The sequence below is a fragment of the Eisenbergiella massiliensis genome, from assembly GCF_003435485.1.
Genome location: NZ_QVLV01000004.1, coordinates 230,846 through 246,948, shown reverse-complemented (window position 1 = coordinate 246,948; position 16,103 = coordinate 230,846). Strand labels below are relative to the sequence as shown.

General features: G+C 47.4%; 10 protein-coding genes. 2 read left to right on the top strand and 8 right to left on the bottom strand.

Features of this window, described 5'->3' with window-relative positions; all coding sequences use genetic code 11:
• Positions 1 to 16: 16 nt before the first annotated feature.
• The 5 genes from DXC51_RS08065 to DXC51_RS08045 form a co-directional block, all read right to left on the bottom strand.
• Entirely contained in the window at positions 17 to 2,854 is a 2,838-nt protein-coding gene (locus DXC51_RS08065; RefSeq protein ID WP_117544251.1) for an ATP-binding protein, read from the bottom strand.
• 210 nt (positions 2,855 to 3,064) lie between these two features.
• Positions 3,065 to 5,269 (bottom strand): AraC family transcriptional regulator, encoded by a 2,205-nt coding sequence (locus DXC51_RS08060; protein ID WP_181970059.1) that lies wholly within the window; start codon positions 5,267 to 5,269, stop codon positions 3,065 to 3,067.
• A gap of 159 nt (positions 5,270 to 5,428) precedes the next feature.
• The gene (locus DXC51_RS08055; RefSeq protein WP_180998281.1) at positions 5,429 to 7,096 is read right to left on the bottom strand and encodes an extracellular solute-binding protein; all 1,668 of its coding nucleotides are present in this window, start codon (positions 7,094 to 7,096) and stop codon (positions 5,429 to 5,431) included.
• Between the two features lie 66 nt (positions 7,097 to 7,162).
• Positions 7,163 to 8,080, bottom strand: a complete 918-nt coding sequence (locus DXC51_RS08050) for a carbohydrate ABC transporter permease (protein WP_117530389.1) — start codon at positions 8,078 to 8,080, stop codon at positions 7,163 to 7,165.
• A gap of 25 nt (positions 8,081 to 8,105) precedes the next feature.
• A complete protein-coding gene (locus DXC51_RS08045) occupies positions 8,106 to 9,047 on the bottom strand; it encodes an ABC transporter permease (protein WP_102289306.1) in 942 nt (313 codons plus the stop codon).
• Positions 9,048 to 9,608: 561 nt separating this feature from the next.
• Here DXC51_RS08045 and DXC51_RS08040 point away from each other — a divergent pair.
• Entirely contained in the window at positions 9,609 to 10,217 is a 609-nt protein-coding gene (locus DXC51_RS08040) for a hypothetical protein (protein ID WP_117544249.1), read from the top strand.
• Positions 10,218 to 10,299: 82 nt separating this feature from the next.
• Here DXC51_RS08040 and DXC51_RS08035 read toward each other — a convergent pair whose 3' ends face one another.
• On the bottom strand, positions 10,300 to 12,723 hold the full coding sequence (locus DXC51_RS08035) for a PAS domain-containing hybrid sensor histidine kinase/response regulator (RefSeq protein WP_117544248.1): 2,424 nt from the start codon (positions 12,721 to 12,723) through the stop codon (positions 10,300 to 10,302).
• A gap of 262 nt (positions 12,724 to 12,985) precedes the next feature.
• Between DXC51_RS08035 and DXC51_RS08030 the strand changes: the two genes are divergently transcribed.
• A complete protein-coding gene (locus DXC51_RS08030; RefSeq protein WP_243003158.1) occupies positions 12,986 to 14,449 on the top strand; it encodes a GntR family transcriptional regulator in 1,464 nt (487 codons plus the stop codon).
• Here the strand turns inward: DXC51_RS08030 and DXC51_RS08025 are convergent.
• A complete protein-coding gene (locus DXC51_RS08025; protein ID WP_117544246.1) occupies positions 14,442 to 14,678 on the bottom strand; it encodes a hypothetical protein in 237 nt (78 codons plus the stop codon). The two genes, DXC51_RS08030 and DXC51_RS08025, sit on opposite strands and share 8 nt — an antisense overlap.
• Before the next feature lie 19 nt (positions 14,679 to 14,697).
• The gene (locus tag DXC51_RS08020) at positions 14,698 to 16,080 is read right to left on the bottom strand and encodes a sulfatase (protein ID WP_117544245.1); all 1,383 of its coding nucleotides are present in this window, start codon (positions 16,078 to 16,080) and stop codon (positions 14,698 to 14,700) included.
• Positions 16,081 to 16,103: the final 23 nt, after the last annotated feature.

Genomic DNA, 16,103 nt, shown 5'->3' with positions numbered 1-16,103 from the left:
TTATAAATCCGGCGGATTATTTCCCGGCAGCCTCTTTCAAAGCCCGATACAGCTGCTCCACATCAAAGGGCTTGGGCAAAAATCCGGTCATTCCGCATTGCTGTGCCTTGCTGCGGTCATCCTGGAAGGTATTGGCCGTCATGGCCAGAATCGGAACCGACGCCGCATCCCTGCGGTTCATCGACCGGATCTCCCTTGTCGCAGCAAGACCGTCCAGCACCGGCATATTGACATCCATCAATATCACATCATAGAGCCCCTCCGGGCTTTCCGCAAACATGCTGACTGCCTCCCGGCCGTCAGAAGCCCGGTCTACAATAATTTTTTTCAGAGCAAGCAGCTCCTCTGCAATTTCCGCATTCAGGTCGTTATCCTCAGCCAGAAGCACATGCAGGCCCTCCAGCCTGATATCGCCCTCCTGCACATGCGGCGCCTGCAATTCTCCCTGATATACAGGAAGCACAAGTGAAAAATAGAATTCAGAGCCCGCGCCGTAGGTGCTTTCCACCTGCAGCCTTCCGCCCATCAGCTCCACCATTTTGCTGCTGATGGAAAGTCCCAGGCCTGTCCCGGGTCCTCTCTGGTTGCTGTTCTCCAGCTGCTCAAAGGATGCGAATATCCTTGTTATATCCTCCCTGCGGATACCGATACCGTTGTCCTTCACGCTGAAATATATCTCCGCCTTTCCCGAAACGCTGCTTCTCTCCTCAACAGACAACACAACCGTTCCGCCCGGATCGGTAAATTTGCAGGCATTGGACAGCAGGTTCGTCAGCACCTGCTGTATCCGCATCTTATCGCCTGTATAACAGTCCTCCTGCAGGCTGCAGTTCATCTCCAGCCGTAGCTTCCTGTCCGTTTCCTGGGCGCTGAACATGCTTTTAAGCTCTTCCGTCATCTGCCGCAGGTTAAACGGGGCAGTTTCGATCTTCATCTTTTCGCTTTCGATTTTAGACATGTCCAGGACATCATTCAGCAGTGAAAGAAGAAATTTTGCGGAGGAATCAATTTTTGACAGGTTCTCTTCGATTTTCGGCGTTGCTTCCCCTGAAATCCGGGTGAGATTGGTCAGCCCGATAATTGCGTTCATGGGGGTACGGATTTCGTGACTCATCCTTGAGAGGAAATCCGACTTGGCCCTGCTCATCTCCTCCGCCTTTTCCAGCCTCACCTGCATTACCTTTGCCCTCATACTGTAAAACACAACCAGAATGATAATGCCTGAAATTAATATAATGGCCCCCACGCTAAGGCTTATTGCCAATACGGGATTCGAATAATAAAAAGATTCCAGCGTCACGGCGCTTTGCTGCGGGACAAGGGTATTATCCGATAAAATGCGGTAGCTTTCCTCCTCGGAAAAATTGTTTATGGATTTATTCAGGATGGAATACAGCGGCACATTTACAGGCAGCGGCAGCGCAATTGTCACTTCCTCACGCAGGTTTGTATCCGTTACCAGATTAATATTGGCATAATAATTCCGCGCATAGAACTGTCCCACAAAGGACGCCGGCATGCGGGTATAGTCCGCTTCCACCCCATTATTAACCGCATTCAGACATTCCTGGTAATCGTCAAAATACCTTATGGTATCGGAAGGCTTGTCCGGCTTCATCACCCGGCCCTCCGGCACGGCCATCACCTGCCCTTCTCCCTTTCCTGCGGACTGCTTGCTGCGCAGGATGAGGGAATCCAGGGATGCATAGCTGGCAGTCCGGGCAAGCCCAAGGGATGCCGCTGTCAAATCATTGTCCATAAAACCGCCCGCCAAATCCGCTTTACCTTCCCGGACTAAATTGATTATTTCCTGATTATTCTCCGCATACACATACTCAAATTCAAGCCCGCAGCGTTCCGTTATGAGCTCCAGTGTCTCCGGAATAATTCCCATAGCGGCTCCGTCCTGTTCATAATACAGCGGATAACGATCCCTGATAACTGCTACTTTTAAAGGGGCGCTCTGCTGTATAAATGCCCTTTCCTCATCCGTAAAGGAAATGGAATTCAGATACCTGTCAGGAAAATACTTACTGTACAATTCATTGGCGAAATTGGGATCTGCCGCATAAATCTGCTCAATTGCCCAGGAAAGCTCGCTGCACAGCTCCGGCTCATCCTTGGCGGTAACAATATAATAAGGCTCGGCGGGAATCATGGCCGCCACATTGTAGTCCTCCTGCATGTATACATCCGCGCCAAGCATTAAATCCACCTTGCCGCTTTCCAGGCAGTTCCCATACTCCGTCGTATCCTCATAGTATACGAGCTCACAGGAAATATTATTGAATGTCAGAAATTCCTGCAACCGTTCAATTTTCTGGACCGCTCTTTTCAAAACGCCTATCCGTTTTCCATTCAGTGTATTATAGTCATAGCCTTTTATATCCGTATCTTCCCGATGATAGATAAGCAGGGAATAATTGGATCCCATTATATAAGAGGGATAATTATAAAGATCCTTGAATTCTTCCCGGTAGAACATGCCTCCCATCAGGTCATATTCACAATTGGCCATTTTATTCAGCTGTTCTGATGCATTTTCTTCTGTCATAAATTCATATTGCCAGCCTGTATACTTGGCAATCTCAATGAGCCAGTCATATACACAGCCACCATAAGTGCCGTCATCATAAACCTCATTGATACCAGAAGTATAGGGAAATGCAACCTTCAGGACTCTTGGTTCCTCCTCCTGCGCATTTACCTCCGGGCAATACAGCATAAAAGGGGCGAAAGAGGCCAACAGTACGGCAAAAAGAAGCAGGATCTTCCGATACTGCTTCTTTTTGCCATATATTTGATTTATCCCCTTTCTTTTCCCTCTTTTACCTAACTCCGTTGTATGTCCCATCCTGGAAGCCTCCCGTCCCGTATCCGCTGCAGCGTTGACAGCTCTGATTGTCTGCAGCCTCCCCGGTTCAGGCAGGAGATCTGCTGATTTACATTATACCAATCAGGCAGTAACAAAACAAGACACTTCGTATGTATTCGGAAATTCTGTGTTACTCAATAAGACGGACGGCGGAAAGCTTTTCAACTCTCCTGTTAAATTTCCGTAAAACTATATCGTATGCTCCTCCCGGTACTGTCCCGGCGTTTTTCCCGTGTACTTCTTAAAACGGCGGGTAAATACATGATCGTCCTCATAGCCCACCGACAGGCTGATTTCCCGGATGAGCATATTTGTGGAAACAAGAAGCTCCCTGGCCCGTTCCATCCTCAGGTTGGCAAGATAATCCGAAGGCCGTATATCCATCTGGTTCTTGAATTCCACCGCCAGGGTAACGGAGCTGATGCCCAGATAATCCGCCAGCATGCTCATAGTAAGCTCCGGCTTGGCAAAATTCTCTTTCATATAAGCCGCCGCTTCTTCCACAATCCTGGAACGATCCACGCTTTCCTCCGGCTTCGTCTCAATGATTCGGCTGCAGGCCTCGCAAAGGAAATCGTTAAAATCCTGGATGGTAAGGCACTGGGAAAGCGTGAATACGTTGTAAATGCTTTCCAGCCCGGTATTTTCCGCCTTCCATTCTGAAATCAGCACATGGATAATATCATTGTACAGCAGTCGGAACAGGGGCAGGGACGGGCTTTTCTTCGTCATTCTCCTGCAGATATCCTCCACGGCCTGCTCTACTGCGGCTTTATCCCGGCTGCGCAGCGCCGCCTTCAGCTTCTGCAGATAGGAATCGGGAAGCACATTCACCACATCCGTCAGCGCCACATCGCCAAAACGGATGATTTTGTTATTATCCTGCAGGAAACGGTTGTCAAATGCAGTATCCGCCTCCAGATAGGCCGCTGAACCTTCCAGGAAATCCTGGTGATAATTGCTTACGGACATTACAAATTCCCCATGGCATTCCTTGCCGATGGTAAACAGCATACCCAGCGTCTCTTCGATCCGTTCCGCCGAATCGGAAAAAAGGACAAAAAGGCTCTGGTTATTGCTGACCAGATGGATGCCGTAGCCGTCAAGATGCGCCGCCTGCGCGATCACATCCAGCATCATCGCATGGGCGCGGCTTTCATTGCTGTCGCTGCGCTCTCCCAGCAGGACGGCCAGGTACATGGTGTTTTCAATCTCTATGGACGCTTTCTGCGCCGCCTGAAGCACTTCCTCCCGGCTTTTGAAGTCATTCCGGATAAAATTCCTGACAAACCGGGTCTTCTTCAGCTGCAGATTTTCCTTCTCCTTCTGCTCGTTCGCCTCCACCAGCATCTGGATGCCGCTTTCTATGCTGCTTAAGTTATAATTTGTTTCCTCCTGGGAATCCAGCAGCTGGTTCATTTTTTTCACCTTTGCCGCCATACGTCTGGAAAATACCATGATAAAAAACGCCGCAGGGATGGCGCATACACTCAGCAGCACAATAATCCCCCACTGTCCGGTTACAATTTTATCGTAAAAAACTTCCATCGACTGCAGGGAGCAGTAAGTCAGGCCGCTTGTCCCCTGCCGGACGCTCAGCAGGTATTTTTTTCCATCTATCTTTACCTGGCGCTGCCCCTCCTCTTCCCCTGTCAGCGGCAGGATCGCATCGGAAGGCAGCTCCAGGCTTCCCCGGGAAACAATGACTTCATCCTTATAAATAATAAAATCTTCCCTCAGATCCTCTTCGTCTTTTTCCATCAGCGAATCATAATAGGAACCCGGCACAACGAACAGAAGCGTCTCCTGGAAAGCCGGAGGAATGGCCTGCATATAAAGCACCATGTCCTCACCGCCCATATACATCTGTATCCAGAAGCCGGAAACAGATTGTTCCGGCCAAATGCGCAGTTCTTTGTCCGTGGATCGGATCTCCGCTTTTACCTCTTCCGCGTCCAAAAGCTCCATCACACAGCCCTGTTCCGCAAAATAGTCCACTCCCACCGAAGTGGTTCCGGTGTACATATAATCGTCTTCATGATACTGGTAAAGCAGCATCTGAAAAAACTGGCTTACCGTTATATATTGAAACAGGTGCTTCTCCAGCTGGAGAGCCGCCTGCGGTTTTTCCGTCAGTCTGAATTTGGTCACATCCTCAGTTATACCCATTTGATATACGATATTCCTGATAATCTGCATATCATTTTCATGCCTGTTTATTTCTGCGTCAAGATGTTCCTCATTAGAAACAAGGAAGTCCGAATAAATCGTCTTATAATAAAACTGGTACAGATAACTCCCCAGCGATGTAATGATCAGTATTACAATGATACTGAACACAATAATATAGTAAAAAATATTTTGTGATTTTAATTCATCCCATATTTTTTTCACAAAAGCCTCCCCCATTTCCCTGTTATATTTCTTAAAGTGCCCTGCAAAAAAAAGCAACAGTCAGGACGTCCATACTTATTTTTTATTATAGCACAAAATATTTATAACACACAAACGGCTCTGCCGCCAACCGGCAGCAGAGCTTTTTGTGTGTTATTATTATTCCAGTTCCATAGTATCAATTGCATCCTGATACATCTGTACATAATCGGCAACGCCCATTCCGTCAAACATGGAAACAAAGGAATTCCAGTTGTCATCGGTTACACCGCCGGTTACAAAAGCAGCGATATTTTCAACAACAGCGTTGTTAATATCTGTTTCCTTCAGCGTGCTTTCCTGAAGCTGCTCGGAGGTCAGAGGCGCCATATCAAGATAGTCGTTGGAATATTTCTGGATATTGCCGGCCTCGTCATACTTCTGGCAGTACTCTGTTTTCTCGGTACGCTGCAGAGGCATATTGAAGGTTTCGCTCAGGTATTTGCCGGGTGCGAAGAACAGGGTATTACAGTCAATATAATTCTTAACGTCAGCGCTTCCATCGTTGGTAACGGTGATCTTGCCGTTGTCATCATATTTCCAGCCAAGGGTATCGCCTGCATCCTTTTCGCCGTAGTACAGGGAGAACATCATTTCCGTATCAAGCAGGGCGTCCAGCCATCTCATGGTAGCGGGTACGTTTTCATTTGTGCTTGTCACGAAAGCGCCCTGTTTGCACAGTTCCAGATAACGGTAAAGCTTTGCATTGCTGTCGGGCATCCAGAGAACGGAATTGGAAGCCACGCCGTCGTCATAAGCCATGGCAACCAGGCGCCATGCGGTAAAGAAGCCCACATTTCCTTCTTTTAACTTGGTTTCTACAGTATTGAAGTCCTGGGATACCAGTTCCGGGTCAACAAGGCCTTCATCATAGAGCATATGCAGCCATTCCATGCAGTCACGGAAGCCTTCCTGTGTAGGCAGGAACTGTACTTTTTTATCATCGTCGATATAAATCCATTTGTCAGGGTCGCAGGGAAGGCCGAACAGAGGAAGCATATATCTGATGCCGTTAAATCCGGTATCCAGACCCATTTCCAGAGGTATCTCATCTGCTTCGCCGTTGCCGTTGGGATCGCCAGTCTTAAATGCGCGGAATACTTCGGTCAGCTCGTCCACATTTTTAGGTGTTTCCAGGTTCAGGGCATCCAGCCATTCCTGATTGATAAAAAAGTGCTGGTTGGTATTGATATTCTGCCCTACCAGATAGCCTACGGAATAAATTTTCCCGTCGCTGGCCACCAGGCTGACTGTAGGGTCATTGTCTTCCGCATCTCTTCTGGAAGTGAAGTTAGGCATATACTGGTCAATCAGGTCGTCCAGAGGGATAACGATTCCCTGTGTCACGCCGTATTCCTCATCGTCCACACCGCCGTTTCCACCATTGGTTGCAAGGATAACGTCAGGATATTCGCCGGAAGCAAAAGCCAGGTTCAGCTTTGTGCTCCAGTCGGAGCCTTTGATGGGTTCCCATTCCACATGGATGCCGGTCTGCTCTTCCAGACGCTGTACCGCGGGCATTTCATCAAAGCTTGTCAGGGAATCGTTGTCACGCACCGCAATCATAACCTTTAAGGTGATGGGTTCGTTAACTATCGGATAGCCTGTCTCATTAAAATTACCGTCCGCTGCCGCAGCAGCTTCTCCTGTTCCTGTGCTTCCCGCTTCGGAAGCAGCTTCGCTGGAAGCATTTCCGGCAGTTGTTGTCCCGGATGAACTTCCACAGCCGGCCAGGGCCGTCATTGTCATGGCTGCCGCCAACATAAGTGCAATTGCTTTCTTCTTCATAAAGAAAAACCTCCTTTTTCTATTACAACACATACTGTGCTGATACCATAATTTTACGATGGTGCATCAGCCCTTAAGAGAGCCGATCATAACACCCTTTTCAAAATACTTCTGCATCACTGCGTAGAGAATCACCACAGGGCCTGTTGCCACTACAATGATACAGTATTTGGAAACATTGGCAATACGCATTGCCTCACTCATGGACGCTGCGCTGTCCGCCATGGACATCATGTAATCCCCGGATTTGTCCACCTGCAGCGTCGCCAGGATTTCACGAAGCACTGTCTGCAGCGGCAGCAGGCTTCTGTCTCTTAAATAAACCAGGCCGTTAAAGTAATCGTTCCATTTCGCCACCCCGTAATACACAGCCAGAACTGCAATAATCGTTTTACTTAAGGGCAGAACCACTTTGGAAAAATACTGGAAATGCGTGGCGCCGTCCAGCATGGCCGCTTCATACAATTCCCCGGGTATATTGGTCTGTATGTAGGTTCTTGCAACCATCAGATTCCAGACGCTGACACAGCCCATCAAAATAATGATCGCTCTGGTATTATATAATCCCAGGTTCTTCATGACAAGGAATGTGGGGATCAGGCCGCCGTTGAAAAACATGGTGAATACAAAGAATAAGTTAATAACTCCTTTTCCCACGAATTTCGGTCTTGACAGCGCATAAGCCGCCGACAGCGTTACCAGAATACTGATGACTACGCTTGCAAAGGTATAGAAAATGGAATTCGCATAGGAAGACCACAGTTCCTTATACTGAAAAACCGCCTGATAGCCAATCAGGGAAAAATCCACCGGGTGCCAGATTACCTGCCCTCTTACAATCGCATCCGGGTCGGATACGGAGGCGATGCACACCAGATAGAGCGGATACAGGATAATCAGCATGATGACAATCCAGAATATCGAATTAAACATGTAAAAAATACGATTGCTGAAGCTCATCTGTTTTTTTGCTTTCTTTTTCATCGAAAAAACCTCTCAATCACTTTTATCAGAACAATCCCACGTCAGTCATACGTTTGGATACCTGGTTGACGGATATTATCAATATGAAGTTGATGATATTGACAAACAGGCCAATGGCCGCCGTGTAGGAGAACTGTCCGCTTCCAAGACCTACATTGTAAACATAAACGCCGATGATATCTGAGGTAGGAATATTGCCAGGCGTCTGCATAACCAGCGCTTTGTTCGTATCAGAGGCAAGCATCTTGCCGCAGTCCAGGATGAATACCATCATGGCCGTTGGAATCAGGCTCGGGATATCTATAAAGCGTATTTTCTGCCAGATGCTGGCGCCGTCGATTTCGGCCGCTTCATATAATGACGGGTCAATGCCGGTCAGCGTGGCAATATAAAGGATGGTTCCGTAGCCCGCCGCCTGCCAGATACCTGAAATAATATAGATAGGACGGAATGCCGAAGCCTCGGACATGAAGTCAATCGCCTTCAATCCCATAGCCGTCCTGGCAAAATTCAGGATACCGCTGGTAGGTGAGAGGAAAATATAGAGCATACCTGCCAGTACTACGGTTGATATAAAGTAGGGGACATAAATACTTGTCTGTATAAACCTCTTCTTCTTTTTTCCCCGAATCTGATTCAGGAATATTGCCAGAATCAAAGGAACCGGGAAGCTCCACAGCAGATAATACACGTTCAATAATAAGGTGTTGGACAATAACCTCTTAAAATAGTAGGCGTTGAAAAAATTCTTGAAATGCTTCAACCCCACCCAGGCGCTGCCTGCAATGCCATCCACCGCCTTATAATCCTTAAAGGCAATCTGAATCCCATACAGAGGCAGGTAATTGAAAACCACAAAATAAATGATAGCCGGTAGTACTAATATGTACAGCTGCCAGTTGTCCCTCATGGCTGCCGCCAGGCTTTTCTTCTTTCTTATGGCTTTCGGTTTTCCGGATGCTTTCACTAAAAACCTCTCCCTTCTTTTTTTGTAACTTTCTTGCATGTTGCATGGTTAGAATATAATAAATGTCCGGCATATTATCAACGTTATAAATTTTTATACCCCTGTTTTTATTCGAAAAGTACCTGTTTTCCTGGGAAATACAGGTTTATTTTATGCATACTACACATAGATCGAAAAGGGCATGGAAGTGTGATTTCCATGCCTTACAAAAATTTATACCGTTGTTTTTTATTCCGTCACTATTGCCGGCTTACGCCATTCTGTTAAAACTGCCCTGTAGGCATCGTTCATAATCCTGCTGCCGTCCTGTAAGCACAGCTGGTAATGACCTGGGAGAATTATATCTCCTTCCTTCGCCTTAACACCGACTGGACATGGAGTATAAGGATTTTTCTTTGGAAATGGTATAAATAGTTGTATAATTTATTTATAAGGGAAAGCTTATTGCCAGAGTAAATTTAACAGTCAACTTTTTGGTAGTGACCCAGGACTGGTGAGTTTAACATGCACGAATTACGTTATATCCAACTAATCCCCAAGATGATCCATGGAGTTAACATTATGTTTAAAAAAATATTATGTGTTTTTATAACATTCCTTTTTTGCGGCATTGTAATTACCGCATGTGGAAAACCAAAAGAGATAAAATATTGTAATAGCACAAGTCTGTTTGGCGCTTCCTTATCAGAAGCCTGTGAACTTCTGGGAATAGAAGTTGATTCTGAAAATTATTCAGAAGCCATGTTGGCAGGACACAACTATAAAATATATACGCCGGAAGAATTATATACAATCAATGGTTATGAAACCTCGGTGGCACTGTATATTTCACAGTTGCAGGCCCCGGATGGACAGGAAATAGGTTTAACGATGATACGCTTTTCTTTTGAAAAATCAGTCAGCTTAGAAGAATTTTCCGACTACCTTGAAGAAAATTATATACTTCAAAATAAATATGGTAATAAAACAGAAATAGGATGGCAGGGAGAATACTATTTTAATCTGGATAAATCCGATAAATTTGTAAAAGTGTATACTGAATTATATGGCGTTAAGCCGCTGATACCAACATGGATTTTGCAACTGAATCAGGTGAAGGGAAATCATACGGAGTTAACACTTATTTGTGAAGAAGCTGCTCTTTACCGTCATATTGATTCCTTCGATTAAGCAAAGGGTAAAAAAGGTATTGCAGACCCAGTAACTTGGATCTGCAATACCTTTTTTTCATCCTATCCCGGCAGACTCTCGGCTACCTCTGTCCCGCCATCGTCTCCGAAATCACCTGGTAAAGCACCTTCTGATCAATCGGCTTTGCAATATGTCCGTTCATGCCGGCAGAATAAGCCCGCATAACATCTTCATGAAATGCATCCGCAGTCATGGCGACAATCGGAATGGTCCGCGCCCGGGGATGCTCCGACTTCCTGATGGCATCCGTCGCCTGGTATCCGTCCATTACAGGCATCTGCACATCCATCAGTATCAAATCATAACGTTCCCGGCAGGAAAGGAATTTGTCCACGGCTTCCCTGCCGTCCCTGGCACAATCCACTGTAATCCCTGCCATCTTAAGCAGCTCCAGGGCAATTTCCCTGTTCAGATCATTGTCCTCGGCCAGCAGTACATGATATCCCTCCATTCCTATCTGCCGCGTAATCATTCCCGGTGCTGAAAACTCCACGGCCCTGCCGATACCTGTTACGGAAAGCAGGGTGTTATAGAGTGACGAAGCAAAAATCGGTTTGGATAAAAAAGCATTGGCTCCGGCATCTCGCGCGCTTTGTTCAATCACACTCCAATCATAGGCGGTAATGATGATAATTGTCGTATCCGGCCCTGATACCTCACGAATACGGCGCGTTACCTCCACCCCGTTAATATCCGGCATCCTCCAGTCCACCAGACAGACATCGTAGTCTGCGCCTTCCCGGCATGCGCCGCTTATCTTTTCCACACATTCCTTTCCTGTCAGCACCCAGTCCGAATGAATTCCCAAAGTCTCCAGCAGCAGCGCCGCATGGATGCAGCTGTCCCTGTCGTCATCCGCCACCAGCACCTTCAGTGCTTCCAGCGCCGGCTGTTTTTGCAGCTTTTCCTTTCCGGCCTTCCCTGAAATATCGAATTCCAGCTCTATGGCAAAGGCGCTGCCCTCCCCCGGCTCACTTTGTATGGATATCGTGCCGCCCATCAGCGTCACCAGATTCTTGCTAATCGCCATACCAAGTCCTGTTCCGCCATATTTCTTTCCTGTGGCAGCGTTTTCCTGTTCGAACGGCAGAAACAGGCGATCCATAAATTCCTGATTCATCCCAATCCCTGTATCGCTCACCGTAAAACGCAGTCTGACACAATTTTCATAACGCCGCAGCTGACGGATCTCTAATCGGATCGAACCGCCCTCAGGTGTAAATTTAAGCGCATTGGACAGAAGGTTGAGCAGAACCTGGTTCAGCCTGAGATCGTCTCCAATCAGTTCGGTATCCACAACATCCACAAGCGGCACGGTAAAATGAAGCCCCTTGGCCACGGCCTGGGGGTAGATAATGGAGGTAATGGATTCCGCCACATTTTCAAGATTAAAAGGCTCATGGGCGATTTTCATTTTTCCCTCATCAATTTTGGACATATCCAGCACATCATTGATCAGCATCATTAAATGCCTGGAGGAATAGCCGATCTTTTCCAGACAGTCAGCCACCCTCTTTTGATCATCAATATAAGCCGCTGCTATGGTTGTCATTCCAATGATAGCATTCATTGGCGTGCGTATCTCATGGCTCATCCGGGAAAGGAAATCCGATTTTGCCCGATTTGCGCTTTCCGCTGCGGCCAGGGCATCCTTCAGGGCTTCGGTCTGCTCTGTCAGCTTTTTGTGCATCTTCCTAAGCTCCGTCACATCCGTGATGTCAATAAAAATAATAAGATAAACCGGGCATCCGTCCTGCCAGTCCACACAGGAAGCATTCACCTGCAGCCACAGGAACTGGTCAAACCGGCTTTTCACATGCATGACAAAATGAACCGACCTGCCTGACATCAGGTTTTCCTTCTGCTCTAAAATGGCTTCCATATTAGCTTCTATGTTCCGCAGATGCAATCCTCCGCTCCCATCTCCCGCATCATATCCAAAATAGTTCATATAACGGGTATTTCCTTCAAGCAGCGTCATCCGCAGGTCATTATCAATCCGGTATTTTGCCACAAATCCGGGAAGGCTCTCATAGGTAACGGACTGTTCCTTTTGCATCCTCACCAAATCATCCACATTGGTAAGCACGGTATATGCCACCTGGCAGCCGTCAATATATTCCTCCGCAAACTGGGTGGAAAATTGTACCCAGACGAAATTACCGTCCCTTCTGCGTATACGTGACAGCAGGCGATAGCCGCTCTGCCCTTCGGCCATAGCATTCTGAACCACATTGGTAAGGCGGATCCATTCCTCGGGATCATTCTGATAGTATATGTCAGGCTGGTTATGAAAGGTCGCTTCATACTCCTCCTTCGGCCATCCGATAAGCTCATAGTAAAATTCATTCGCCCAGACTACCGTATAATGTTCATCAAGAAGATGCTTGCTGACACTGACTCCCATCAGCTGCATCAGCGTACTGTATTCATAATCGGCCGCTGTTATATGTAACCCCCTGTTACCTGCTTCTTTCTCCTGCATTACTGACCTCCTCATTTCCGGTTCTTTTCGCGTCTTTCCTGATATCCTGCTGCCTTATCCTCCCGCTGCGGCCTGATGCGGCCTTTTCGTTTATACACACCTTGTTCATATTTATATCTTTAGATTATAAAACAGAAGATGTAAAATTACAACGCACTTATTGGATGCAGCTTAAAATAATGATAAAATAAAGCAATAGTTCAATTGTGAACCGTTATAAGATAAGCTTCAGCAATGCATGATTTTAAAAGGAGACGGACAATTGCAGAATGAACAGGACTTTTCCAATCTGATATATGAATATTTTTTCCTGCGCATCCGCTTTGGATATTACCGCTGCGGGGACAGCCTTCCTCCCATTGATACCCTGTGCAGGGAATTCAATGTTGCTCCGCTTACCGTGACAGCCGCACTTCGCCGCCTGCGCTCAGAGGGTTTTATTTCCATGCACAACGGCCGCCCCACCATGGTCCTCTACCAGCTGAAAGAAAGGGAGGAGGAAGAATTCTGCCTCCGCTTTTTCTCAGAACGGTGGCCTGCATTTATGGATTTATATGCATCCTCCGAACTGATTCTGGTTCCTCTGGAAATTGAAGGGCTGCGCAGAATGGACGATGGGGATCTGGCTGAAATTTCCCGCCTGGCAAAGTGGGGCGATGCGGATGATCTGCTGCATTTTTTCTGGTTTACCCTGCAGAAGCTTGACAATCCTCTGGCATTAAATCTTTTCTGGGAATCAACTCAGTTCATGGGCTTCCCCTTTGCCAAAAAAAGCCGGGCATACGGCAGCTACAGCCCCGGCATCGTCCGCCGGCGCCTGAATAAACTTATCCAATACATAAAAGCCCGGGACTGGAATACCGTCCGGGAGCTCCTGCTGCGGTATCAGAGAGATGATGTCCGCCGTATGGTTGAAGCGTTCGGCAAGGATATCAGGTCTTTGACAAAGGAGGAAATGGTACCGTTTACCTGGAGGATCTACCGGGAGCGTCCTCAGGTCCGCTATGACCTTGCCTTCCGCCTCCTGCATGAAATTTATATGGGAGAATACCGGGAAAAAGACTTTCTTCCCTCTTATGAAAAAATGGCGCAGAAATATCAGGTATCCGTCAGCACGATACGCCGCACCGTCAACACCTTATGCCAGACAGGGGCGGCGCGCGCTATAAACGGCAGGGGAACGCAGATTTTTACAGCGGGACAGCCATGCGATGCGCCGGATTTTGAAAGTCCGGCCATCCGCAGGAGCCTGGCTTACTTTGTACAGTCCTTTGAGCTTCTGATCTATACCTGTGAAGGCGTAACCCGCAGCCTCCTCTCCTCCGTATCCCAGGCGGACAAGGACATACTGGCCGGAGAGCTGAAAAATAACCTCCTTACCGGCCGGACTGAATTTTCCCTCTGGTGTTATCTGCTCTACGTGGGAAAATACAGTCCGCTGGAAGGCATCCGTGTAATCTACAGGGGCATCTACAGCCTGTTTCTATGGGGATACCCGTTGAAGGCCTCCTTTGGGAACTCAGAAAGGGCGGATAATGCGCTGATGCATTTCACGGAGCTGATGCTTTCAAAGCTTGTTAAAAATGATGTTGACGGTTGTGCTGTAACAGTCCGGGAACTGCTTTCTCAGATGTTTCCTTATGCCAGACAGTATTTGCTGGAGCATGGGATAAAGGAAGAGGAAATGCGGCTGACGCCTTGCATCCATTTGCAGCTGACTACCTAGGCTGCGGGCTGTGTGTACCGGGTATTTCTTCAAATTCCAGTACCAGCAGCCCGCCCCCGCAGGCCAAATTCCTTTTAATCGTCCAGCGCAGCTTCTCCAGCTCATCCGCCGTTGCAATTATCCTTTCCTTTCCGCCTGGCAGTTCTCCGAACAAAGCGGAAACCTGCCAGCGGGCGGCGCTGTCAGTACTGTCTGCGGCAGTAAGGATATATTTAAATATCCTTTGCATCTTCCTACGCTTCTTTTGATTACAGAAAGGCTTCATTGATGGTTGGATACTTCGCCTGAACTTCATCCAGCCAGTTGTGTAGAATCATCTTCATTTCCTCGACCTTTTCGGGATTTTGCCCTGCAATGTTATTATTTTCGCTGAAATCCGTATCCAGGTCATATAACTCACAATGGTTATCCTCGTAAAATTCCACCAGCTTATATTGATCCAGCAAAACAGAAGAGCCGGGAGTACCGCCCTGATTGCCGTAGTGAGGATAATGCCAGAAAACAGGGCGACGTTCTATTGCCTCACCCTTTAGAAGAGGCAGGATGCTCTTTCCTTCCACTTCCGCCGGAATCTCTGATGCCGCACCAATCAAATCAAGGAATGTAGGGTAAAAATCCGGGGTCGTAACTGGTGTCCGACAGCAGCTGTGAGATTTGACAAGCTTCGGATACCAGATAAAAAGCGGAACCCGGGTGCCGCCCTCGTACATCCAGCCTTTTCCTTCTTTTGCGGGAAGATTACAGGTAGGAGAACCTTCGGCAGTGGAAAGACCTCCATTATCAGAAGTAAAGACAATGAGCGTATCATCCGCCTTACCGCTTTCCCTAAGTGCATCCATCAAGCGACCGATATTTTCATCAAGATTCCAGATCATCGCAGCATAGACGGGATTGGATTGTACCATCCGACGGATAACCGGGCATCCGGGATTCGCCGGAATCGGTTCTCCTATCTTTAGCACATCATCTCCATCTAACCCCAGCCTCTTTGCTTTTTCAGCAAAACGTACAATATCCGCTTCCTTTGCCTGAATTGGAATATGCACCGTGTAGTGACAAAGATTCAGAAAAAAAGGTCGCTCTTCATCTGAACGAATCAGTTTAATTGCCTCATCCGTGATCCGGTCGGTCAGATATTCACCCTCCGGTCCTTCCTCCAGCGTTTGGATGCCATAAGGACTGAAATAACCTTTTTTGGGATGCCCCCAGGAACATCCACCGATATTTTTCTCAAAGCCAAAAGCCTGCGGATAATATTCTTCACCGCCCAGATGCCATTTCCCGACGTGCCATGTAGCATAACCCTGCTCCTGCAGCGCTGAAGCAATGGTTTTTGTGTCCTTCGGTAAATGCTTTAAATAGGGAGCATCAACCAGTTTCTCCCTGATTGGATGGGAATTCCCCATGTCAATCCAGTCCGTAACACCGATTTTTGCAGGGTATTGTCCTGACAAAAAGCTTGCCCGTGATGGTGAGCAGACCGGACAGGAAGCGTAAGCATTGGAAAAAATCATCCCCTCCCGCGCCAGTGCATCAATGTTCGGTGTTTCATAAAAGGTAGAACCAGTACAGCCCAGATCCCTCCATCCCATGTCGTCCAAAAGAATAAAAATTATATTTGGTTTTTTCATCTTGACTTTCCCCTTTTCTTCAG